Genomic DNA, 22,922 nt, shown 5'->3' with positions numbered 1-22,922 from the left:
AATCTATCTAGAGCTAATTTTATTTAGAGTTTTGATATTTCCAATCTGATCATAAATTTTCTAACTCCGTGATGCGCTTTCTTCGATACGAAATTTCATCCAAAATCCACGGTGCATGAATAGACGTTTGAACTTTTTTCTCAATTGAATTATAAATTTTATCGATTGCTTGTGACTTTCCAAGATCTATATTTTCTCTCAATCTTATATCAGATTGCAACAATTCAAACAATACACGGTAAAACTCTTTACCTTTGGAGTTAAGAGATAGTTTCTCAAATTTACTATATATTAATGAAGCTTGGTCAATACAATTCTCATCTATCAATAAATCGAAATGCAAACGAATGAAAACAATTGTTGGCATAGGAATTTTGATCTTGGCATCATCGCGCTTCAATGCACCGCTTAAATAAGAGAATTCTTGTTTTGAAGGACATCTTCCAGTTTTTAAAATATCATCAATTTTTACCCAAGTATATTTTTCCTTTAAGAAACCCGAAGATTTGTTATTCAAGTTACTTAATTTCTTATTTACTCGATCAAACTCTTTTTGGTCATTCAGCCTTCTTGCAAAATACAACTGATAACCTAGGACTGTACGGTAAGTTCCATAGTGCTCATTGGATTTAGATACCAATTCTTCTTCCATCTTTCTCAACACGTTCTTAGATTCTTCAACGTATCCATATCTCTCTAAAATATTAGAATAGTATAATTTAATGGTAACGTCATCCCAGAATAAAGCCAAATAATCTTCGTATTTGCCGATAAAGTCTTGCGGGTTAATCTCAAAATAACCGTCATGCAAATCCATGAGTTGGTTTCTTTCGGAACTGTACCTTTCTGATTCATGGACGTCATTCGGACTGATTGCATAGGCTGAGAGCAGACTTATTGCAGCTAATAAGAATATTTTGATCTTGAGCATTTGCATATTTAAGTATAACCTAAATTATTACTACAATCTAATGACTAGTTATATCAAGAACATATTTTAAAAATTCACTGTTTGAATAAATAATCGTATAAAAATAAATTAATCAATGTAATTTTATCTATGGCGTTGCTAAATTTCGGCCACCAGTAATTAACACATTTCCATCATTTAATAGAGTTGCATTCTGGCCATGTCGCGATCTTGTCAATTGAGGACCTTCGATAAAAGCGTTTTGCACGGGATCATAGAATTCGGATCTATTCAAAGCACCTTTACCAGATCCCCAAAATCCTCCAGTTAGCAAAACTCGGCCATCGTTTAGGATTACTGGCTCCCGATCGATAGCAGCATTATTCAATTTTGAAGTTATTAATGAAATAGTGTTGGTTGTTGGATCATAGATTTCAGCCGTATCAATAAAGGCTGTTCCGTTTCGGCCAGAAGCAATCAACATTCTTCCATCTAAAAATTTTACTACATTAGGTGAATTTCTAGCAACCGTCAGTTGATTCTTTTTTTCAAATTCTAATGTGATTGAATTTAATACATCAATACTTTTTAAGTCATCGGTTCCGTCATTTCCGCCAAAAATAATTGGTATTTCTTCATTCGTATTCAATAATCTAATCCCAAACTCTCTAGCTTCCACTAAATTTCCAATTGTAGTAAATGATTTAGTTGCTGGGTCGTACAATTCCATTTCCTTTCTTGCCATTCTAGCTTTCGGATCATAACCTCCCACAATTAGAACTCTTCCATCGGCAAGTAAACTGGCTCCATGACTGCACCGACTGTAATTCATAGACCCAACCACAGTGAATACTTTCAAATTGGGATCGTATATTTCCGCCTTGTCCAATGCCGACTCTCCAAAAATACAATAGCCACCAGCAATCAGCACAGTTCCATCCTTCAAAATAGTCTGACTGTGTAAGTTTCGCCTGAAATGCATATCAGGTAATCTTTCCACAGCATTGGTCGAATTATTATAAATATCTGCAGATGAGTAAATTCTGTTTGCGCCGCTAGAGCCACCAGTAATCAACACATTTCCATTTTTGAGCAACGTTGATTTGTGTTGAATTTTAGCTTCAGACAATCGAGAAGTATTCATTTCAAATAGTTGCGAATTAGAATTGAAAATTTCTATTGAATCAAAATATCCAATTCTATCATTACTTAAATTTATCAGAGATAGAAGAAGTAAGCTGTAATCATCGTTTTCTTCCTTTTCACAATTTATAGTATTGAAGATCAGAATAAAAACTAAGATATTTCTTATTGCATACTGATTGAATTTATACATTTACTTTTACCAACCTTTTGGAAAAAATCAAAACTACAGACTAACAAACAATCGAATCTCTATATTTGCATCAAATCCTAGGACTATTACCATTTACTCCCGTTAAAAAGAAAGCTAATATTCTATGTTATGCGTGATGATTAGACTATTCATATTTAGAGTCAATCATAAATATTGACTATTTGCAGCAATCAATTTAGCTAGCGATATATTTTGAACAAAAGATTTTCATAAAGAATATCTAATCTTTATATCTTTTCGAAAAAAATATTAAAATCAACATTAAGTCAAATTGCAATGCAAAGCAATATAACATTAGATTATATTAACTATTCAAATACAACAATATTCTTAATTTTCCATACTCTACTCTGCCTTACTTGAACTCAGAATTAAGCTCTACTGAAAACCGATATTGCCTCAATTGACTTAAAATCTAAAAACTAATATTGCAGGTAGTATTCTAAACTTTTTCCAGTATCAAGGTGCAATTTGATTTTGATATCATTTTCCTGTTGGTCGAAAAGCATGAACGCTTGGTAATTTTTGAATTCCCGATATTTCGTTTGCACTGGACTTCTTACCGCCTTCATCAAGGAGAAATTTTCATCAAAAAATATTGAATATTTTTCTTTAGGATTTTTTGGAAACCGACTATGAAAAATAAATCTACCATCTGATTTGAATTCTACAATATCGTATCTTATGAAAAATTCACACTTCGTTTTCTTAGATTCAATTGAGAGAATTTCATTGTCTTTGATAGAAAGAAAATCGACCTGAATGATTTTTTTATTTTCGGATTTTGAAATTTCATTACATTCAATAAACTTTTTAAACTGAAAGTCTGTAACTCTCACATTCATGTCCCGTGAAAGATGATCAATGTCATCCAGAATTTTAACCTTTGTTTCAAATAAACCAAATTCACTAGGTTGATAATTGTATTGTACTATTTTAGCAGAATCAAAAGTACTACAAGAATGCATTAGAAATAATAGACTGAGGTATAGAACTAATCTAGGGACTAGCTGGAATAAATACTTAAATTTGTTGATCATTTCTTTCATAATTTCAAACTAGCTATCTTATAACCAACCTATCACTAAAAGATATTGCAATCCAATGAATGAATCAATGTATACATTAATTTATGCTATACTATCTTGGAGACAATTTCCAACTTTGTCATCAATCTTTAATTTCATCCTGATATTTCGGTCCAATTCCATTATTTGCTTTGGGGTATTTTTTCTTTAATGAATTATATTTAACGTAATCTGTATTCTGATAGCAAGGCTCTCCATTCGCAGTCTCGACGTAACAATCAGTATAATCTAGAAAGCTCAAGACTTTGCAACTGCCCAGCAGGAAAAATAAAATATAAAAAGGAAATCTCATCATTTTCAAGTCAAAAGTATAATTTACTTTCTCATATACCGCTCCTTAAATATCGAGTTGCTGGACGGAATTTTTGGATAGTCCTTTCGCAATGTTTCGTAATTTACGATATCCTTATAATGGTAACAGCTTTCTTCCTTAAAATTCTCTACATAACAATCATTATATCTATTTTGCTTAACGTATTCCTCTGTTACCAAACAGTCAAAATAGAAAAATATATTCAATATAAAGATTATTTTCCACATATTAGCATTTACTGAAAAGGTAGGATGACATTGATCATATAAATACTACTTTAGATCGCATGCCTGAATCTCTCCTTCCGTGTTTGAATTGTCCAAAAAATACATTTTCTTAACATCACAAATATTTTCATAATAAAGCAATGCCGTATAGGCTGAGCTATTTCTTTTTCTAATCGAATTTAACTCAATTATAAGACTATTGATGCAATTGTTAAAACTTTTCTTCTCATACCTTGGTTCACGGCAAAATCTATTTTCTATTTGATAATCAAAATCTAGAAATTCAAAAAAAAATGCTTCTTGTCCAATATTCTCTGAGAAAAGCAATGCAACAAGTCTCAGCCTACTTTTTGCCTCTTCATAAGAATACGATTCATCTCCTGACACAGCTATGTTCTGACTGCAAGAAACATTTATTATCGCAATTATATGAATGATAAAAAATGCCCTAATCGTATTATTAATTGCGATTGATTTCATTATATTCTTCAGTATTATTAAATTCACTAGAACTGCTAAATCTGATTCTTACCAACGCAAATATTCTATATAGACTGCGCAGATTCCATTCATAATTCACTGTTATTTGCAAGTGATAAGAATTTCAGCTGCTATATTTTTTAATATAGCAGTAATTATATCCATTATTCTTTAAATTTTCATTTGCTTTCAAGCAATTAATACTTACAAAAATAAAAAAAATAATAATTATCACTATTTTTCCAAACCTTAACATTGAGAAATTCTCAGGTCTAATATATCGAAATTTTAAAATCCCAATTAGTAATTGTATTCTGATTGGTCTGTTGAATCTAGAAATTTCAGATTCAACTCCTCACCATTGCTATTCTTCAAGGTAACATTGATATCATTTTTTGCGAATTCAGAATCAATAAAGAATAGGACTCTTGTATTCTCGATTAGACGGAAATCAGAGAATCCCGCTATGCCTTCGATATATTTACTATAATTTTCTTTTGGATTTTCAGGAAAAATTCTAGATCGAAAAGAGTTTCCATTTGCAATTTTTACTAGATTGTATTTGGAATAAACACGGCAGTAACCGTCCTTTACTAGAATATTACTGATCTCTGGATATTTGAGATTATGAATATCTAGAACAATCAAATCTCTAAACCGATCGGGATCTCTTAGGCATATTTCAATATCTGACATGATTTTTTCATTGAATTCGTTGTTCAAATCGGACAAAATCAAACCAAACTCAGAATCCTTTACTATATTTAATGAATATTTATATTTTTTCTTTAAACCAATATTTTCACTCGATTCATATGCCTTTGCAAAATTTTCTAGTCTACTTTTTTCGGAAAAGCGAAAAGAGAAGCAACAATTCGCTATATTGAAAACTGATACAACTATGAATAGATGAATCCATTTTCTACCGTTCAATCGACTAAGCAATTCGTTTTAGCTAGAATCTTTTCTGGATCTATATCTAAAGCTGGTTTTTTATAAAGAATTAGAATTTCTTTTTTCTCTCTTGAGGCGATTTCAATTTCCTTACCAATTTCCATTTCACTGGATTCTAACTTGGAAGTAAAAATCGGATTCGAAAAGCTATTTTCTGGTTTCGTCTCACCGGACGTTGCTAGGGAAATAACATCATCAATATATTCAAGACCCTTACATTTATTTTCTTTGGCGCAAGCAACAATGGATCCGACCACTAATAATGTACTAACTGAAATTACAGATATGTTATAAGCATTCTTTAAATTACCTTTCCAATTGATGCATTTTATGGATTTAGGATAATCTAATGGAACAATGGGTGATAGTGATTCATCACGATAATTGACAGATAGATCTTGTCTGACTATCTTCTTATTTTGCTTTGTAGAATTTTCTATGATCGCAATTGTAATTATATAATTACTAGAGAGATGATATGCTGCGGAATCGATATTATCCACTACAAGATTATGAAATAATCCATAAATCAATTTATCGGATGGCTTGAGGTATAAGATTTCATACTGAAGACCATTTTTCGTAAAGGAATGTTTTTGCTCGATTTCCCAATTATTTGTAGATTTAGAATTCACGGGAAGTACGATAGTTTGCTCTTGCTTATCAGCACTAAGACAGCTCAGCAAGAGAAAGGAAATGAGTAATAGCTTAGATTTCATTTCTTTCTCTGCTAGGTGACTGAATTTCAATATCCATAGAATTCTTCTCGTTGAATTTTACCAAGGCTTACTCCAGAAAGACTCAACTCTTCGGCAATTTCTTCCACAAATACTGGATTACCAGTTATATAGAAAATTGCTGAATGGATATCATTGACTTGCCTTGCTATCATGCCCATATTCAATCTGCCTTTTTCGTATTTTGTATTCCAATCCTTGGGAACGGCGCTCGTTATAGTTGGGCAATATCGAAATCCAGTATCTTCAGAATCAAGTCTCACCCATTCCTTGTAATAAATCAACGAATCAAAATCTTTACTGGATTGAAGAAGTAATATATCATTCTCCGGAAATAAATCCAATCGATTGCGAATCATACTGTAGAATGGAGTAATTCCAATTCCTCCTGCAATAAAAACATGCTGAATATTCGGCATCGGATAGAAACCTAGATTTCCCATAGGCTCGCTTGAATAGACCGACATGCCTTTTGTCATACTTAGTAGTTTTTTCTTATATTCTGAATTGGTATTTTTAGTAATGATTCGGATTTCATTTTCTTCTGGTGTGGACGAGATCGAGAAGCTATGACTCACCATTTTACTCAAGTCCAGTGACTGATTCTCTACGTTTGAATCTAATTCAGTTTTAGAATTGAGATCCAAATAGATATCAATGAATTGTCCAGGTTTATAACTGAATTGAGGCGGTTTATCAAATGCGATAGAATAAATTTCCGAACCAATCGACTGAATCTCTCTCAATTCCAGTCTTCCACCTTGGTTCAAATATTTTCGAACTTCTTCTCGATTAACAGCTTTAACTTCGTATAAATGAAATTTTCCCGTCTTCCCTTTGAGTGGTGCGATAAACCTTTTACCGATCGTTACATATTGATTCACATGGTCGTATACTTGCTGGCTAATTAGAATAGATACTCCAGCTTTCTTGGTCATGGATTCAACGCGACTCGCTTGGTTTACGGCATCTCCAATTAAGGTAAAAGCTGCATTCGAATGATGGCCTAGCTCTCCCACGATAACATTTCCGTAGTGAATTCCAATCCCAATTTTGAATTCGTGATTAAGTTGCGACTTCGCATATTCGTTGATGCCTTCTAGAGCGTCTATCATTTTGAGACCTGCATCAACAGCACGTAAACAGATAGAAACTGGGTCATTTTGTTTTAGACCAAAATTCGCCATCAACCCGTCTCCAATGTATTTATCCAGATAACCACCGTTATCCAGAACAATTTGTCCCATCACCTCGAAATATCGATTGAGTATATGGATAATATCATAAGGAAGATTGTTTTCGGAAAAAGTAGTAAAGCTTCTTATATCACTGAATAGAATTGCTAAATTATCTTCCCTTCCAGTTGTTTTTTGCTTGCGAAGTTTTATATCTTCATAGTCTAGATTGTCTCGAACTAAGAGCCGAATTTCCACATCGCCTTGGACTTTTGCCTGACAACCCAATCGAATTCCATCTTCAAAACCACGCTCTAGTATTAAGTTAGATTCTGCTTCAGTGGGTTTAGATAAATGTTCAGGATTCTTTAAAACCAAAAAACGACACGTTGAACAACGTGCGTTTCCACCGCATGCATGAAGATGATTTATTTTATTTCGAAGGGAGAGCTCAAGAACAGAAACTTCAGCTTCCGTTTCGATCAATGTATCATTGTTATATTTAACTTTTATCATAGGGATGTGTCCCTATTCTATTTGAATCAAAAGAAATGAAAGGATTTAATAACGAGAAGCTTCTGGAAAAGGTGACTTAGGCTCATCAGCAAAGCGAACCCTCCATTCCCATTCTGGAGCATTTAAATGGACCCAACCCGCACCATGATCCCACAATCCTTCTGCAAATAGATCAGAAATAATATGTGAATTCATATATTTGTAAGACTCCATTATGTCTAGTAGGTCTCGCTTCTCAGGGAGAACGAAATAGGGAGTCGCCTGCGGTTTTTCAGCCATTAGAATCAGGTTGGGCATCTGAATCCAAAAGTCCAATTCTTTTTATAAAAAATGCTTGCCCAACTTTAATTTTGAGCTATAATTAGCCCATAAGGAGATACTAATGGAAATCGGAAGTCAAAACATTCACCCAGGTCATCCTCTCACGACTCAAGCTAATTTGAAAACTGAGATGCAAGTGCAAGATAGAGGTCCAGATTCAATCCCGCCTGTATCCCAATCGAATTCGAGCTCGGAGTCAAATACAAGTTACGACAATACCAAATCCCAAGGTAGATATTTAGATACAAAAGCTTAATCTCTCTTTGCTCTTTTGCGGAATAGATGATCGATTTCTTTATTCTGGCCAAGATTGATCCGATAATTGTAAAGGTATCATGGCTTTAACTAAAGAGCAAAAACAAGAATTCAATGAAAAGGTAGCCGAGTTCAAGGTTGCCTTAGACGAGCTAAAAAAAGAGCTCAACGTCTACAAAATCCAACTCAAAAAAAATCCAGATATGTCTCCCTATTATAGTATTGCGATGACTCTCAATACGATTAAGACAATCAATACGAATCTTTTGGTTAATGACCTCTCTGTTGCCATTCAAGGAATCAACGCAGTCAATTATTTGGAGACTGCACGTAAAGAAATCTATAACGCAATATCCTATCTTGAGCAAGCTATTGGTAACGAAGTGGAAGGATCTCTAAACGAGAATCGGGAAATGCTCGACAAGATGACTCGCATCACTCCCACCCAGCGACTCAATTTGATAAAAGCTCTAAAAGAATGCATAAAAAAAACCATCAATGCATTTGGAACCAATAGTAAATGGAAATGGAGTTGGCCCGAAGTTTCTTATCGAATGGTCGGAGCGGCAAAAAATATTTTTGACTTTCGAGATTTCGAGAAAGGAAAAGATTTAGACAACCCCAATTATTATGTACAGCGCGAACACTTTAATCTCATCATAGAACTTGCCAACTCAGCAGCTCAAGAATTTAGATCTAAGTTCGACTTATCCACACAAGAGACAGGTGATCTAAAAAGATCGATTATTTTATTGGATTTGAATCGTCGAATATTCCAAATCACAGGTGAGACTGATGATTTAGAGAAAACGAAAACAATTATTGAGTCATTGAAAGAAAAAGTTGAGTCATTAGAAACCTCCGATGAAGAGAAAAAGAAAAAAAAGAAAAAATAGACTGGGAGAGTCCACAGTCCAATTATTGACTAGGAAAGGAGAATTATATGGCTATTGCTGAAGTAAATGACGCAAACTTCGATGTTGAAGTCTCGAAAGGACTGGTATTGGTGGATTGTTGGGCGGAATGGTGTGGACCTTGCAGAATGGTTGCTCCAGTCTTGGATGAGTTGTCTGGAGAAATGGCAGATATTTCCATCCGTAAGCTCAATGTTGATGATAATCAGACAACTGCACAGAAATTAGGAATCCAATCTATTCCAACTCTCCTGCTTTACAAAGATGGGAAATTAGTAGATAAGATGATCGGTGCACTTCCTAAACCTCAAATCAAAAAGTTCATCGAAAATCATAAATAGAAGATAGGTTAAGGCGGTAGAACATTGGTAGTAGCTTCGGAAAAGAAAGAATACATTGAATTACCTAGAGGAGGATACCTAGTCGATACCTCTGAAGGCTATATTCAATTTGGTTCTCCTCCAGAAACCATCAAAGATACGATGGATTTCGAGAAGAAGTCGCCATTGGTCTACGTATTACCTAATAAATTTTTTAATGTAGATAAGGGGATTTCAGTTGCTGAATTGGAATTTCCTATCTACTATAACTTTTTCCTTCGCAAAAAAAAGACTTATATTATCTGCACACCAGAGCAAAAACTCCAACTAACAACTGTTCTTAAAGAATCGCTAATGGGTCCAGAAATCGTGGATCTTGCTAGTGAATATATTGATGGTGAGCAGACTTATGGATATCCAGACATGGTTGCTGAGATGGCATTCTTTAGAAGCTATAAAAGCCTAGACGATGTCGTTGAATTTGTATTGTTCGAGAACAATGCGGTAAATTTTGGAAATGTCAATATTTTAAAATTGGAAAGTGGTGATTTCAATCTTTCCGACAAAGGCAAAACATACAATATCCCGGGTGAAGTTGGATTCCATATCAAGTATGACATTGGCAAGAGGCTTGAAGAACCGTTCCAAGCACCATTGCTCGGAATTACCTGCCTTGGCCCGTCACATGGATTTGATCCAGATGACAATACGTCTGGATTTATTTTATGGATCAATCACCAAGGAATAATGGTTGATCCACCTGTAAATTCAACTGAATGGCTTCGTGAATCCAATGTGAATCCTAAGCTAATCAATATCGTAATATTAACACATTGTCATGCAGATCATGATGCTGGAATCTTTCAGAAGATTTTGGAAGAAGGTAAGATTACTATCTATGCCACTCCTACAGTAATGGAGAGTTTCCTTCGCAAATACTCAAGCCTAACATCCATTCCTAAGAAAGAATTGATGGAATTGTTTAATTTTATGCCAATCGTAATCGGCAAACCAACTATGATTGGAGGAGCTGAATTCCAATTCCATTATGCGTTGCATTCCATTCCATCTACAGGATTTCGTTTCTTTTTTCACGACCAATCATTTCTATACACATCCGATCACTTAAACGATCCAGATGTCTTGGACAAAATGCACGCCGAAGGATTCTTACCTGAATCTAGATGGCGTTACCTAAAGGACTTTCCTTGGGATCCAAATATCATCTATCATGAAGCGGGAGTTCCGCCGTTACATACTAAGATTTCTTATCTGGCATCCCTTCCCCTTGAGATTCAGAAAAAAATAACCGTCTACCATATCTCCAAAAAAGATATGCCAAAAGACTCCCATCTAACACTTGCTACTTTCGGAATTGAGAATACTCTATATCCAGAGATTACACCTCCCTTTTACCAGGAAGCTTACAATCTTTTGGATATTCTTTCACAGATTGATATTTTTCAAGGTTATCCAATTGAGAAAGCCAAAGAGTTTTTGTTGATTGTAAAAGAAGAAAAATACAAACGTGGTGAGCAGATCATCAAGAAAGGCACTCCCGGAGACAAATTCTACATCATCGCATCGGGCAATGTAAAATTTGAAGGATTGGGCGCAGATAAAGATACTCCAATCAAAAGATACGGAACCTATGAATATTTTGGTGAAGCATCACTGATATTGAATACACAGAGACAAGCAGATGTATTCGCAGAAACGGATACAGTAGCTCTCACCATAGAAAAAAGCAAATTTTTACAATTTATTAGGGGCTCAGACCTTAAACAAAATCTCGAGCGCCTAAACGAAGTTAGAGAATCGAATTCTTGGAAAACTTTGATGGCCTCGAAAAACTTTCGTGGTGTTACGAGCCATCAGATCACTCAATTAGAACTCATCATGTTTCCCAAGCATTATCCTGCACACTCAGCACTCATTCGTGAAGACGAACCTTTTGACAGTGGCTTTATCATTCGAGATGGAAACATTGATGTTTTTAGAAATGGTAAGTTGGTGAGAGAATTGGGTGTTGGTGATTTCGTTGGCGAGATCTATAAATTAACCAAAAAAATGCCATCCAGTTATACTTTTGTTACCAAGTCTGACTGCGAAGTTTATATACTTTCTCAAGACGACCTAGTGCAATACCTCAAGAAAAATCCTGGTGTTTATATGCGTATGAACGCAGTGTATGAATAATAGGAAATTTTTTCTGAACTGATACGTGAACGGATATCTAAATTCATTCATTGTTGATAAAAAGTGGAATGAGACTTGGATTGGAATTCCGAACTAATATCATTTTACAAAATTTTCCTTATTAAAATAAAGTCACGTAATAGAACAAACAAATAGTTTTGTTAATAACAATAAATAGGAGTCTCCATGGAGAGAATCATAGAGTTTACAGAAGAACATAATCAATTTCGTGAGATGACACGGAAATTTTTTGAGACAGAAGTCGCACCTCACCATGAAGAGTGGGAGAAAGCACATATAGTACCTAAGGCAGTTTGGCGCAAAGCTGGAGAGAACGGTCTACTCTGTCCAGATATTCCTGAAGAATACGGCGGATCAGGCGCAGATTTTCTTTACAATATTATAATCATCGAAGAATCATCAAGAGTGGGGAACAGTGGATTTTTTATTTCCTTACACAATGATGTAATTGCCCCGTATATTGCAACATATGCAAATGAAGAGCAGAAAAAACGCTGGTTACCAAAATGTTGTACTGGCGAAAGCATACTTGCAATTGCTATGACCGAACCTGGAGCGGGATCTGACCTCAAGAGTCTTCGCACGCAGGCAGTAGATAAAGGCGATCATCTTGTAATCAATGGATCCAAGACTTTTATTTCCAATGGACAGCTTGCTGACCTTATAATAACAGCAGTTAAACATGATAACGGAACAATTTCCCTTGTTATGATTGAAGAAGGTATGAAAGGATTCGAGCGCGGAAGAAATCTTGATAAGATCGGACTGAAAGCTCAAGATACTTCGGAATTGTATTTTCATGATGTAATAGTTCCGAAAGAGAATGTTATTGGTAAGATGGGACAAGGCTTTCGCTATCTTATGCAGAAACTTGCTCAAGAAAGACTAGTTCTCGCAGTTGCAGCGGTCGACGCGACAAGACATGTTCACAAAATCACACTTCAGTATATAAAAGAACGTCATGCTTTTGGAAAAAAAATCGGCTCATTCCAAAATACCAAATTCAAAATGGCTGAGATGGCCACGGAATTGGAAATGGCACAAGTATTCTGTGATCAAGCGATTCGTTTGCATATGAAAGGTGAGAACATTACAGTAGAAGCTTCTATGGCTAAATGGTATGCCACTGAGATGCAAAAGCGACATACTGATGAATGTCTTCAATTCTTTGGAGGTTACGGATATATGATGGAGTATCCGATTGCTCGGGCATATCTTGACGCCAGAATCCAAACTATTTATGCGGGAACTACCGAGATTATGAAAGAAATTATCGGCAGGTCTTTAGGACTGTAAAATATCAGAAATTGACTTTTACAATTTTATGATAAACTATGCTTGTAGATAGTAAATACAAGCGTAGTGCTAAAACCTGGCAAAATTCTCGAACGATTAATACTTTTTATAATTCACATTTTTACTTTCTTTAATTTTTACAAGACTCTAAATAATCATAACTTAAATATGGAGTTTAATTATGAAAATTGTAAATCAAATAGTGACAATTTCAATTTTTGTTTTAATGATCTCACAGATTACTCCAGTAAAAAAATCTATAGGAGAATCAAAAGACTATAAAAAATATTTTCAATCGATAGAATTAAATTTCTTTGATTCAAGTTATGATATATTTAAAGAATTATTGGATATACGAAAGTCAATCAGACCTGAAGATCATATTCAAATTGTCTTACTGACAGAAAATAAAAACCCAAATATTCTCTACGATAATTTATCAAAGTTTGCCCTTACTCCCAACCCCATAGAAATAACATTTGTCAAAAATGTAGAAGAGTTTCAAAATTATGATAGTTACCATTTAGTAATTTTTCCAAAGATTGATTTAGCTTTTGGCAAATATTTAAAAGCTGATTATTATAAACTTCAAGAAACAAAAAACTTAGTTCTATACAAAAGAAAATAAATTCGATTGATTACCAACCATTCATGAAAAAATTCCTTTGCATACTTCCAATTGGCTTTTTATATTTTTATATTACCAATCTAGTTGTTTTAAATTACAATTTAGGTCATGGCTCAAACTCGATTCACTGGATCTTGCTGTCAATATTTATAATTTTTGCTTTTATTATTATAACAAAAAATGGATACAAACCAAACCAATATAAATTTAATTCATCTGATTCAAACTATACTGTACAGAGCATTTTAAAGAAATTTAAATTTAAAGTATCATACAATTTCTTAGCGAAATGTTTAGTCATAGCCTATTCTATTTATTTATGCAATTTATACTTTTCTCTGTATTCAATAAATCCGCTTGGACAATGGGATGCCTACGTTATGTGGAATTTTAAGGCTTTCAATTACTCAGCTAGATTTTTAGGAGATCTTCCCTTTATTTTATACCAAGAAGATCTAACCTTTCATTCTGATTATCCTATATTCCTTCCTATTTTTCTTTCTTATTTCTTTATACTGAATCAAAATTATACAATTTTTATACCGATCGGTTTTTGCATATTGTTATATATCTGCTACATAATCATGATTTATAAATCATTAAAAATTAGTAACGTAACTGATTTCCTATTCGGATCAATTTTCATTTTGATTAGTTTTGCTATTCCAAATTTATGGACGATGCTAACCGATCAGTATGCGGATCTCCCACTCGCTATATTTATAATGCTTGGGATATTTTTTTATTATGAGTCTGTTTTTAGATTCTTTACAGACAAATTATTGATAAATATTTCGGAATTCAATGAAAAAGAGAAAGGCAATCAAAACAATTTCTTTTTACAGGGAATGGAATTTAATTTTATTTTATTTCAAATTAGTGCTGGGATATGTTTTGGTCTTCTGCCAGGCATCAAGAATGAAGGTGGAATCATCTATTTAGTTTTTTTAGTTTATTTCTTATTTTCTTTCATCTATTATTACTTTGTCATCAAAATTCCTAAAACTCGATTTTATCGAATCCTACCCTTTATTTTAAGTCTCTTGATAGTTGGAGGATTATCTTTTGTTTTAAAGTCACTCGCTCCAAAAACAATTGAGTCAGATTTTCCTGCTTTATCAAATATAGTCCTCAATCCTTCTGGATTACTTGATTATTTCAATTCTGAACGAATATCTTTAATTCAAAAATATTTTAATAATTATTATTTAAAGAACACATTTTTAATACCATTAATATCTATTCTGCTAATATTACGTAGCAAGACCAATGCATGGAAATCAATTATTCTACCGCTAATCGCAATATCATTTATCTACACAATATTTTTCTTTTTCTCACTCAGGGAATTAGAATGGCATTTAGATACGGCATTTAATCGAATTCATACTCAATTGATTCCGTCCTATATTTTAGTAGCAATCATGAGTTTGTTTGATGACAAATGACAATTCAGATTTTCATTGATAAGATATTTCTGAAATCTTCGCAAACAGATTTTGGATTTTCTGATGTAATGATTTCTGATATCACAGCTAAGCTATCAGCCCCAGCATTTATAACTTCACTTGCGTTTAATCTTTTGATTCCTCCAATTGCAACCAATGGAATATTTGTTCTAGCTCGAACTAAACTAAGACCATCTAAATTCCAGGCACCTAATGTGTCCGTTTTGGTCGGAGTAGAATAGATCGGACTCACGCCCAAGTAATCAATCTGAACCCGTGAATGTATCTCGAGTGCATGCTCCAAATCTTCTAAGGATTCAATCGACCATCCGATTATTTTATCTTTTCCAAGAATTCTTCGAGCAATTTCTACAGGCATATCACTCTGCCCTAGATGGACTCCGTCCGCATCAAGTGCCAAAGCTAAGTCAACACGATCATTGATTAAGAAAAGGGTTTTGGTCTTTTGACAGATTTCATGGATTTTTTTTGCTTCAAGCCAATGAGTAGAATATTGGAAATTTTTTTCCCTGTATTGAACTATTTGTACGCCACCTTCTATAGATTCTTCGACTATGCGAGCGAGCCTGCCCTGGGGAGCAAGACTTGAGTCAGTCACTAAATACAAGGATTGTTTTGGGAAATTGAGTCGTGGCGATTCCATTCAGTTATTCTTATAGAAAATAGTTGTTCCGATTCTTAATTTTCAACAGCTCAATGAACTGTAAATTCTTTGGTGATGAATTATAGATAATAATAGATATTTATCTACAATTAGAGATATTTTTAGATAAACTCTATTGAAATAAACTGTTTCTAATGTTTCAGATTTTGTCTGAACAAAAAAAATCCTGGATTCACATTTTCTCGTGTATCCAGGATCCTTTGATTTTAAAATTTAGATCGAAAGTTACTTATAAAATTATAACTTTGGACCAAATTCAGTAAAATCAAAATCCTTAGAGCCAGTTGAATATTTTTTGAAATTCTCAATAAACATTCCAGCAAGTTCCTTCGCAGTTTTATCATATTCTGCTTTATCCGCCCAGGCAGCTCTTGGATCTAGTAGATGATCATCTACTCCAGGAATGGATTTAGGGAACTCAACTTGAAAGATCGGATGTTTGATAAATTCAGCCTTCTCAATCTCACCATTGAAGATCTCATCCAGAACTTTTCTTGTAGCAGGAAGAGACATTCTCTTGCCTACTCCGTACTTTCCACCCACTAATCCAGTGTTTACGAGGTATGCTTTTACATTATGTTTTCTCATCTTCTCACCGAGCAATTTAGCATAGTATGTTGGATGGAGTGTCATGAATGCTTGACCAAAACATGCAGAGAAAGTAGCTTGTGGCTCTTTTACACCACGCTCTGTTCCAGCAACCTTAGCTGTATAACCAGAAAGAAAATGATACATCGCTTGATCAATAGTGAGCCTGGATACAGCAGGTAACACACCAAAGGCATCATATGTCAGGAATACGATATTGTTTGGATGTCCGCCCTTGCCCGATGGTTCAATATTATCAATATGGAAAATAGGATAAGAAACTCTTGTGTTTTCAGTCTTTGCTGCAGAAGAGTAATCAACTTTTTTAGAATTTGGATCATAGACAACATTTTCCAATAAAGCATCCTTACGAATCGCTTTGTAGATGTCTGGCTCAGTTGCTGGATCTAAATTGATGGTTTTTGCATAACATCCACCTTCAATATTGAAGATACCATTGTCATCCCAACCATGTTCGTCATCACCGATCAACTTACGATGAGGATCTGTTGATAGAGTAGTTTTACCAGTTCCTGATAATCCAAAAAATAGAGTAGTGTCTCCATCCTTTCCAATATTTGCAGAGCAATGCATTGTAAGAATATTTTTGAGAGGAAGGTAATAATTCATTACTGAAAAAATTCCTTTCTTCATCTCGCCGCCATATTCTGTCCCACCAATGATTGCGATTTTTTTCTTAAGATGAAAAATAACAAAAACATCAGAATTCAAGCCATGCTCTTTGTAATCAACGTTCTTCACGCTACTTCCATTGATGATAGTAAATTCCGGTAAAAGATTTTGAAGCTCAGATGCTTCAGGACGAATGAACATATTGGTACAGAAATGATGTTGCCATGCTCTCTCAGATACAACTCTCAGTGACAGTCTAGAGTCTTTGTTCGCTCCAGCAAAACCATCGAAAACATAGATCGATTTGCCTTTGAGGTGGTCTACGACCTTCTTATACAATTTATCAAAAATTTCTTCAGAAACCTTCACATTCACAGGTCCCCACCAAAGATTATCTTTGGAGCTAGGCTCTTCTACGAAGTATTTATCTTTTGGAGATCTTCCAGTGAATATCCCTGTATCCACCATCATGGTTCCATTGTCAGAAATTACACCTTCTTTGTTTTTTGTTTCGTGTTCATATATTTCTTGGTATGGAAGATTATGAAAAACTTCTGCGGGCTCGATTCCGAGTTCTGCGAGTCCTTTGATCTGCGTTGAAATTGCCATGAAAAACTCCTCTGCTGTCTATTAATCTAGAATTTTACGAGATTCCAGGGAGTCAATCGAAAAAAGATAAGCCCACTGCAGAGAATATAAATCCTATCATTTAGAATTTATATAAATAGCATATAATCTCTGAATCTACTCTAGTATGTGGATCTTGGTTTAGAAATTATTTATCTATTTGTCATAGCTACTTTGCTAGTTATCTCCAATTGGAGAATGTCTCAGATCGTTCGAATCCCGTTCCTCTAGGGAATGCGAATGCTCAAATGATTTGCTTTCTATATTCAATCTATCTTTGCCTAAATTGTGAATATCGGCTGGACTCATGCATTCATAGGATAAACCAAATGCCAAAGTAATCAATCCAGAAGCAAAATACGAAGCAGACGGAAGCTTGATCTTCATGGAGATTAGACTTGGTTTTTTCTCACAGAAATTCGAATAAAAAGAATTCGCAAGCAATCATGGCTCCTTCGATATTGGAGAAAATTTATATGAATATCTTCCATACAAGTGCAGAATTCTATCCTTATATAAAAATGGGTGGGTTATCCGATATGTTAGCTTCTCTTGCCAAGGAAGAAGCGAAAAACAATAAAGTCATGGTAGCACTTCCCATGATTTCCGGACTTCAAGATCAGCCTAAATTTACTGGTAAAAAATTTTCATGCATCCATCCAAATGCTGTTATCGGGAGCGAATCTTCATTTATTTTGAGAGACTCTATATTTCTTGAAGCCAAAATTGGAGATGTATACTTATATTTTTTTGATTCTCCTCTGTTTCGCAATCTCAATCGTATATATGAAAATTCTAATGAACATTATAGTTTCGCATTGTTTTCCTATGCATGTTTCCATTTAAGTCTCGAATTAAAAGCAGACATAGTTCACTGTCACGACTGGCATACTGCAATCACATCTTATTTCCATTCATCGTCTGTCGATGGACTTCCAACAGTTTTTACCATTCACAATCTTGCCTATCAAGGAACTCATCCGGAGCATATATGTGGTTTTCTAAAAGGGGAACCGTTCTATTTGAATCTGGATATCATGAAGCATGATGGCAAAATCAATTATATGAAATCGGCTATTAGTACAGCAACAAAAGTAACAACCGTATCTCCAACTTACAGAGATGAGGTGCTATGGGAGCCTCAAGGCTGTGGTCTTTCCTTTAATCTGAGAAAAAGGGGAGCAGATTTTCTAGGAATCTTAAATGGTATTGATGAAGATGAATGGAATCCAGATTTAGATTCAAGACTTATTCAAAATTTCAATCGAACCACGATCTCCCAAGGGAAGCTTGCAAATAAAATAGCCCTCTATGATGAGATTGGTAGGAAAATCGATCCGAGCAGACCTTTGATTGGGCTCGTTGGTCGCCTAACTTGGCAGAAAGGATACAAGTATTTCCTTGAAGCTTTTTTAGAAAATGCAGAATTGCCATTCTATTATATTTTCCTTGGATCTGGAGATCCCAACTTAGAAGGTGAGCTTTTTCATTACTCACATCATTTTCAGGATAGAATCTTTTTCTATAAAGGATATAGCGAACAATTTGCACGAAGGATTGAAGCTTCGAGTGATTTTTTCCTCATGCCATCCTTATTCGAACCTTGTGGACTCAACCAAATGTATTCCCATGCTTACGGAGCGATCCCAATCGTGAGTCGAGTTGGAGGACTGCGTGACACGATTAAAGAAGATCTCTATGATGTCGAGAATTCCACAGGACTGCTTTTTGAACCAGGAAGCACGACTTCACTCAAGGCTGCATTAACGCGAGCGCACGAACTCTACGAGAACAAAGAAAAAATAGAAAAAATCCGAACTCGAATTTTCGCACAAGACTGGACTTGGAAAACAAGATTGCAGGAATTCACAAATTTATATCAAGATGCGATAAAGAAAAAGGGATAGATATTCTGTAATTAGGTTCAAATGTTTCAGATCACATAATTGCAGTTAAAGAACTAAATTTGACGAAAGGTTGGTTCAATTTGTCATTGGAAATGTATCTAGTAAAAGTTTAGTGCTTATCTTTATTTTGGGATTCAATTGATTTTTAAGAGGACTGGGCTTAAGCCCCGTCCTCAGCTATCCTCAGGTCGCCATAACCTGGACTGCACGACGAAATAAATCGACCGCTGACTTTTCCCTATGCATATGTTCGGACAGATATCTTCGATATTGTCGACTGCCAGGCAAACCATGAAAGAACCCAATTGCATGACGTAAGACTTGGTGAACATGGCCGCCAGATCGAACATGCTCTTCCAAATAGTTTTCGATTTGCTCTGTCAAGGAAACTAAATCCAAAGTATGTGATTCCATTTGATCATGACTAGATGCATCAGATCGAATCGTATTTTTAGGAATTGTATCTTCCATTTGCAGCTGTGCTATAGCGGTAACTCCGTCTTTTGCAATTGAAGATTGCAATTTCGTAGTTCCATCGAATGATCTTGTCTCAACTTTTGATTGTTCTAGTTCTTTTCCGATCCAATGATTATTGGAATCAAAAAGTCGATCTACATTTAAGAATATAAAAGGATTATCATATGCAGCTCGCCCGATCATCACACTATCAATAGAATCAGTTTTCATCACATCAACGGCTTGACCTAAGTTTAAAATTCCTCCATTCATCTCAATTCGTAACTGAGGAAAATCTTGTTTTAGGCGATAGACATCCTCATATCGCAAGGGAGGAATAGTTCTATTCTCTTTGGGACTGAGCCCACCCAGAATTGCAATTCGTGCATGAACAATAAAATGTGTAACTCTTGCCTGAGTGGATACAATTCGTACAAACTCTGCTAAATCTTCATAAGATTCCTTACCATCGATTCCAATTCGGTGCTTAACTGTTGATTCCAATTGAGAACCTTCTCGCATAGCAATCATTAGCTCAGAAACTAATCTAGGATCTTTCATTAGGCAAGCTCCAAAATTTCCATTCTGAACGCGATCGCTAGGACAACCTACATTGAGATTGACACTGTCGTATCCGTAATCTTTTGCAAAGCTCGATGCTTTATAAATTTTTTCAGGATCATCTCCACCGATTTGGAGAACCACCGGATTGTCCTCACCTTTACCAAGAAGTTTATCGCGATTGCCACGAATAATTGCTTCAGCCGTAACCATTTCCGTATACAAAATAGTTCGCTTGGTAAAATTACGCATGAGAAATCTATAATGACGATCCGTCCATTCCATCATGGGCGCAATCGAAATGGGAAATAGAAGCGACTCATTCACATTTTACATTAGATAGAAATTCAATCTTGATTCAAATCTTTTATTGAAAGAACAAGCATGACATAAATGTTTTCCAAAGAATCATTCTGCCGAGCTATCGATTTACATCTGCCACAAAACTATTATTCAAGAAGTGAAGCTGGATCAGGAAGCAGTCGATATTTTTTTCTAGTCGTAACGGATATATCATCAAAACCAACTAGAATTTCGGAACCATAAGGGGTCGAACTTTGAGGCTCATAAATAAATCCGATGAAGCGAATCACTAACTTAGAATTCAGAACGGGATCATTTTGATTGAGCCTTTCTCTGATGGTCAGCTTCACATTCCTCCATCCACGAAAGTTTAGATTGCTTAAGAAAATCTTTTTGTTCTCATAATCGTGAGTCTGTAAGATAATTGATACAGATCCTCCCGATTTACTGGAATAAATAGGGAACTCCATTTCCTTCAAAAATTCAGAAAATTCTATCGGCTCAGGAAAAATAAATTCTGCCGGATAATTTGTATCTTCAGAGAATCGAAATAGCAGTGCTCTGCGAGATCCTGGGATTGGAGCTGTGATATTGGATGTCATCCAAACCTCTGGCAGTGGATCTTCTTTATATTTTCTCACTCGAAAATGATCTGATGTCAGATTGATTGTCTCAAAATCTTCAACCACATAGGTCTGATAAATTTTACTTTCCCAGTTTTCTTTCCCTGACATGTCGACTAGAGGTAAGATGATTCCAAAAAAACCTAATAAATAAGAAAAAAATCGTGTCCAGTCCATTATTTTCTTAACTATCGGTTGACAGGATGCTTTCCTTACTCTGTTGTTATAGATAAACATCTAAAATTAGACATATTTTTAGCATTTGAGAGGAGAGAAATAGAATGGCGGTGTCCGCATACAAGAAAATCATTGCGTTAGCTCTAGTCTTCGCATCCGTATCCCTGTTTTCACAAGCGAATGAAAATCTTGAAGACGAGGTAGCTGATCCAAAAGCAACTTCTTCTTCGGAATCAACTGAACCTAAAGAAAACACAGAACCTTCACTGAAGAAAGAAGCTACTTCAACTTCAACGACTCGTTCTGCCACATCCACAAGCACTAAAGAATCTGAAACAATTGCGAATAATGCAGACTTGTACATCAATTCAAGAACAGCTTTTGAACTCAAAGCATCAGATGATTCTTCGCAAGTTGATTATATTGAATACCGAGTTAACACTGGAGACTTCATTAAGTACTCAAGCCCTGTTACAATCTCTACGGAAGGTGTATCTCAGATCACTTACCGCGCAGTTGATAGAGCAGGAAACATTGAGCCATCTAGATTGTTGACTGTTGTTGTAGACAATACACCACCTTCAGTTCTCATTATGCCAGTTGAACCTCTACATATTACTCAAGGTGCAAACTATGCATCTAAGTCCAATACGTTTACTTTCAAAGCTGATGATGCTCTATCTGGTGTCGAGAAAATTGAATACTCTATCAACGAATCTGGATTTGAAACTTTTGCTGCTGATAGCCCGCTTAAGTTGGAAAAATCTGGATCGAATTTGATTCGTTACACTGCAACTGACAATTCTGGTAATAAAAGCAGAGAGTCTAGCATCGCAGTAATCATTGATGAGAAAGCACCAACTGTTGAGATCATCCCAAATGTTCCTCTAGTTGAGATCGATGGTAAAACATATTCTAAGAAAGGAAATGTATTTACAATTCGTGCATTCGATGGTGAGTCCGGAATCAGAAGAGTCCTTGTAAAAGTTGATGGTGACGAAGAATTCCGTCCTTATGTAGATGGTATCGTTGTTGATGCACAAGGTGAACACAAAATTGAAGCAAAAGCAATTGACAATGTAGGAAATGAAAGCGAGCTAAAAGCTATTTCCTTCCTAGTTGACGTCAATCCTCCACAATCTGAGATTAAGAAAATTTCTGCTGAACCTGCAGAATAAAATTTAATTACAGATATTTATGGAA

Annotated in this window: 22 protein-coding genes; 9 read left to right on the top strand and 13 right to left on the bottom strand. The window is 35.0% G+C overall.

The features are described 5' to 3' along the window. Window positions 1-49: 49 nt before the first annotated feature. The 8 genes from O4O04_RS06375 to O4O04_RS06340 form a co-directional block, all read right to left on the bottom strand. Window positions 50-937 carry a hypothetical protein gene (locus O4O04_RS06375; protein ID WP_272534928.1) on the bottom strand — a complete coding sequence of 296 codons (888 nt, stop codon included), beginning with the start codon at window positions 935-937 and terminating at the stop codon, window positions 50-52. 121 nt (window positions 938-1,058) lie between these two features. Continuing rightward, window positions 1,059-2,246, bottom strand: a complete 1,188-nt coding sequence (locus tag O4O04_RS06370) for a Kelch repeat-containing protein (protein ID WP_272534927.1) — start codon at window positions 2,244-2,246, stop codon at window positions 1,059-1,061. 443 nt (window positions 2,247-2,689) lie between these two features. Then, window positions 2,690-3,307 (bottom strand): hypothetical protein, encoded by a 618-nt coding sequence (locus O4O04_RS06365; protein WP_272534926.1) that lies wholly within the window; start codon window positions 3,305-3,307, stop codon window positions 2,690-2,692. Window positions 3,308-3,940: 633 nt separating this feature from the next. Then, window positions 3,941-4,375 (bottom strand): hypothetical protein, encoded by a 435-nt coding sequence (locus O4O04_RS06360; protein WP_272534925.1) that lies wholly within the window; start codon window positions 4,373-4,375, stop codon window positions 3,941-3,943. 300 nt (window positions 4,376-4,675) lie between these two features. Beyond that, window positions 4,676-5,308 (bottom strand): hypothetical protein, encoded by a 633-nt coding sequence (locus tag O4O04_RS06355; RefSeq protein WP_272534924.1) that lies wholly within the window; start codon window positions 5,306-5,308, stop codon window positions 4,676-4,678. After that, window positions 5,305-6,048, bottom strand: a complete 744-nt coding sequence (locus tag O4O04_RS06350; RefSeq protein ID WP_272534923.1) for a hypothetical protein — start codon at window positions 6,046-6,048, stop codon at window positions 5,305-5,307. Before O4O04_RS06350 ends, O4O04_RS06355 begins: the two co-directional genes overlap by 4 nt. A gap of 26 nt (window positions 6,049-6,074) precedes the next feature. Next, window positions 6,075-7,757 (bottom strand): adenylate/guanylate cyclase domain-containing protein, encoded by a 1,683-nt coding sequence (locus tag O4O04_RS06345; protein WP_272534922.1) that lies wholly within the window; start codon window positions 7,755-7,757, stop codon window positions 6,075-6,077. Between the two features lie 45 nt (window positions 7,758-7,802). After that, the gene (locus tag O4O04_RS06340; RefSeq protein WP_272534920.1) at window positions 7,803-8,054 is read right to left on the bottom strand and encodes a hypothetical protein; all 252 of its coding nucleotides are present in this window, start codon (window positions 8,052-8,054) and stop codon (window positions 7,803-7,805) included. An 85-nt stretch (window positions 8,055-8,139) separates the two neighbouring features. Here O4O04_RS06340 and O4O04_RS06335 point away from each other — a divergent pair, with 85 nt between their 5' ends. From O4O04_RS06335 to O4O04_RS06305, 7 genes are all read left to right on the top strand, one after another. After that, the gene (locus O4O04_RS06335) at window positions 8,140-8,334 is read left to right on the top strand and encodes a hypothetical protein (protein WP_272534919.1); all 195 of its coding nucleotides are present in this window, start codon (window positions 8,140-8,142) and stop codon (window positions 8,332-8,334) included. A 79-nt stretch (window positions 8,335-8,413) separates the two neighbouring features. Next, on the top strand, window positions 8,414-9,229 hold the full coding sequence (locus tag O4O04_RS06330; protein ID WP_272534918.1) for a hypothetical protein: 816 nt from the start codon (window positions 8,414-8,416) through the stop codon (window positions 9,227-9,229). Window positions 9,230-9,276: 47 nt separating this feature from the next. Beyond that, window positions 9,277-9,588: a thioredoxin gene (trxA, locus tag O4O04_RS06325; RefSeq protein WP_272534917.1), complete on the top strand. Its 312-nt coding sequence runs from the start codon at window positions 9,277-9,279 to the stop codon at window positions 9,586-9,588. 141 nt (window positions 9,589-9,729) lie between these two features. Then, window positions 9,730-11,766, top strand: a complete 2,037-nt coding sequence (locus O4O04_RS06320; RefSeq protein WP_272536032.1) for a cAMP/cGMP-dependent 3',5'-cyclic-AMP/GMP phosphodiesterase — start codon at window positions 9,730-9,732, stop codon at window positions 11,764-11,766. A 186-nt stretch (window positions 11,767-11,952) separates the two neighbouring features. Next, window positions 11,953-13,083, top strand: coding sequence for an acyl-CoA dehydrogenase family protein (locus O4O04_RS06315; protein WP_272534916.1), 1,131 nt, complete (start codon window positions 11,953-11,955; stop codon window positions 13,081-13,083). A 181-nt stretch (window positions 13,084-13,264) separates the two neighbouring features. Continuing rightward, window positions 13,265-13,711 (top strand): hypothetical protein, encoded by a 447-nt coding sequence (locus tag O4O04_RS06310; RefSeq protein WP_272534914.1) that lies wholly within the window; start codon window positions 13,265-13,267, stop codon window positions 13,709-13,711. Between the two features lie 23 nt (window positions 13,712-13,734). Beyond that, window positions 13,735-15,159 carry a hypothetical protein gene (locus O4O04_RS06305; RefSeq protein WP_272534913.1) on the top strand — a complete coding sequence of 475 codons (1,425 nt, stop codon included), beginning with the start codon at window positions 13,735-13,737 and terminating at the stop codon, window positions 15,157-15,159. A 4-nt stretch (window positions 15,160-15,163) separates the two neighbouring features. On the opposite strand, the gene thiE is transcribed toward O4O04_RS06305, so the two are convergent. From thiE to O4O04_RS06290, 3 genes are all read right to left on the bottom strand, one after another. Beyond that, a complete protein-coding gene (thiE, locus tag O4O04_RS06300; protein ID WP_272534911.1) occupies window positions 15,164-15,823 on the bottom strand; it encodes a thiamine phosphate synthase in 660 nt (219 codons plus the stop codon). Between the two features lie 258 nt (window positions 15,824-16,081). Then, window positions 16,082-17,674, bottom strand: a complete 1,593-nt coding sequence (gene pckA / locus O4O04_RS06295) for a phosphoenolpyruvate carboxykinase (ATP) (RefSeq protein ID WP_272534910.1) — start codon at window positions 17,672-17,674, stop codon at window positions 16,082-16,084. Window positions 17,675-17,869: 195 nt separating this feature from the next. Beyond that, window positions 17,870-18,136: a hypothetical protein gene (locus O4O04_RS06290; RefSeq protein WP_272534909.1), complete on the bottom strand. Its 267-nt coding sequence runs from the start codon at window positions 18,134-18,136 to the stop codon at window positions 17,870-17,872. A gap of 32 nt (window positions 18,137-18,168) precedes the next feature. Between O4O04_RS06290 and O4O04_RS06285 the strand changes: the two genes are divergently transcribed. Beyond that, on the top strand, window positions 18,169-19,599 hold the full coding sequence (locus O4O04_RS06285) for a glycogen/starch synthase (protein WP_272534908.1): 1,431 nt from the start codon (window positions 18,169-18,171) through the stop codon (window positions 19,597-19,599). 183 nt (window positions 19,600-19,782) lie between these two features. On the opposite strand, the gene dusA is transcribed toward O4O04_RS06285, so the two are convergent. Together dusA and O4O04_RS06275 are read right to left on the bottom strand one after the other, a co-directional pair. After that, complete coding sequence (gene dusA, locus O4O04_RS06280) at window positions 19,783-20,943, bottom strand: tRNA dihydrouridine(20/20a) synthase DusA (RefSeq protein WP_272534907.1); 1,161 nt, start codon at window positions 20,941-20,943, stop codon at window positions 19,783-19,785. A gap of 122 nt (window positions 20,944-21,065) precedes the next feature. Next, window positions 21,066-21,719 (bottom strand): flagellar assembly protein FlaA, encoded by a 654-nt coding sequence (locus O4O04_RS06275; protein ID WP_272534905.1) that lies wholly within the window; start codon window positions 21,717-21,719, stop codon window positions 21,066-21,068. 104 nt (window positions 21,720-21,823) lie between these two features. Between O4O04_RS06275 and ompL47 the strand changes: the two genes are divergently transcribed. Further along, window positions 21,824-22,897 (top strand): multi-beta-barrel domain surface protein OmpL47, encoded by a 1,074-nt coding sequence (gene ompL47, locus O4O04_RS06270; RefSeq protein WP_272534904.1) that lies wholly within the window; start codon window positions 21,824-21,826, stop codon window positions 22,895-22,897. Window positions 22,898-22,922 lie beyond the last annotated feature (25 nt).

The sequence above is a fragment of the Leptospira sp. GIMC2001 genome (assembly GCF_028462125.1).
In the GTDB taxonomy this organism is placed as follows: domain Bacteria; phylum Spirochaetota; class Leptospiria; order Leptospirales; family Leptospiraceae.
Note: the sequence above shows the minus strand (reverse complement) of the source record. Positions and strands in the feature narration are given on the sequence as shown.

What these genes read in the sequence shown, in the direction of transcription:
- O4O04_RS06315 (WP_272534916.1), top strand. Translation starts at nt 11,953, where the DNA reads ATGGAGAGAATCATAGAGTTTACAGAAGAACATAATCAATTTCGTGAG.
- O4O04_RS06375 (WP_272534928.1), bottom strand. Translation starts at nt 937, where the DNA reads ATGCAAATGCTCAAGATCAAAATATTCTTATTAGCTGCAATAAGTCTG.
- trxA (WP_272534917.1), top strand. Translation starts at nt 9,277, where the DNA reads ATGGCTATTGCTGAAGTAAATGACGCAAACTTCGATGTTGAAGTCTCG.
- O4O04_RS06320 (WP_272536032.1), top strand. Translation starts at nt 9,730, where the DNA reads ATGGATTTCGAGAAGAAGTCGCCATTGGTCTACGTATTACCTAATAAA.
- O4O04_RS06360 (WP_272534925.1), bottom strand. Translation starts at nt 4,375, where the DNA reads ATGAAATCAATCGCAATTAATAATACGATTAGGGCATTTTTTATCATT.
- O4O04_RS06275 (WP_272534905.1), bottom strand. Translation starts at nt 21,719, where the DNA reads ATGGACTGGACACGATTTTTTTCTTATTTATTAGGTTTTTTTGGAATC.
- O4O04_RS06345 (WP_272534922.1), bottom strand. Translation starts at nt 7,757, where the DNA reads ATGATAAAAGTTAAATATAACAATGATACATTGATCGAAACGGAAGCT.
- O4O04_RS06330 (WP_272534918.1), top strand. Translation starts at nt 8,414, where the DNA reads ATGGCTTTAACTAAAGAGCAAAAACAAGAATTCAATGAAAAGGTAGCC.
- O4O04_RS06365 (WP_272534926.1), bottom strand. Translation starts at nt 3,307, where the DNA reads ATGATCAACAAATTTAAGTATTTATTCCAGCTAGTCCCTAGATTAGTT.
- O4O04_RS06335 (WP_272534919.1), top strand. Translation starts at nt 8,140, where the DNA reads ATGGAAATCGGAAGTCAAAACATTCACCCAGGTCATCCTCTCACGACT.
- O4O04_RS06285 (WP_272534908.1), top strand. Translation starts at nt 18,169, where the DNA reads ATGAATATCTTCCATACAAGTGCAGAATTCTATCCTTATATAAAAATG.
- ompL47 (WP_272534904.1), top strand. Translation starts at nt 21,824, where the DNA reads ATGGCGGTGTCCGCATACAAGAAAATCATTGCGTTAGCTCTAGTCTTC.
- pckA (WP_272534910.1), bottom strand. Translation starts at nt 17,674, where the DNA reads ATGGCAATTTCAACGCAGATCAAAGGACTCGCAGAACTCGGAATCGAG.
- O4O04_RS06310 (WP_272534914.1), top strand. Translation starts at nt 13,265, where the DNA reads ATGAAAATTGTAAATCAAATAGTGACAATTTCAATTTTTGTTTTAATG.
- O4O04_RS06305 (WP_272534913.1), top strand. Translation starts at nt 13,735, where the DNA reads ATGAAAAAATTCCTTTGCATACTTCCAATTGGCTTTTTATATTTTTAT.
- O4O04_RS06340 (WP_272534920.1), bottom strand. Translation starts at nt 8,054, where the DNA reads ATGCCCAACCTGATTCTAATGGCTGAAAAACCGCAGGCGACTCCCTAT.
- thiE (WP_272534911.1), bottom strand. Translation starts at nt 15,823, where the DNA reads ATGGAATCGCCACGACTCAATTTCCCAAAACAATCCTTGTATTTAGTG.
- O4O04_RS06370 (WP_272534927.1), bottom strand. Translation starts at nt 2,246, where the DNA reads ATGTATAAATTCAATCAGTATGCAATAAGAAATATCTTAGTTTTTATT.
- O4O04_RS06350 (WP_272534923.1), bottom strand. Translation starts at nt 6,048, where the DNA reads ATGAAATCTAAGCTATTACTCATTTCCTTTCTCTTGCTGAGCTGTCTT.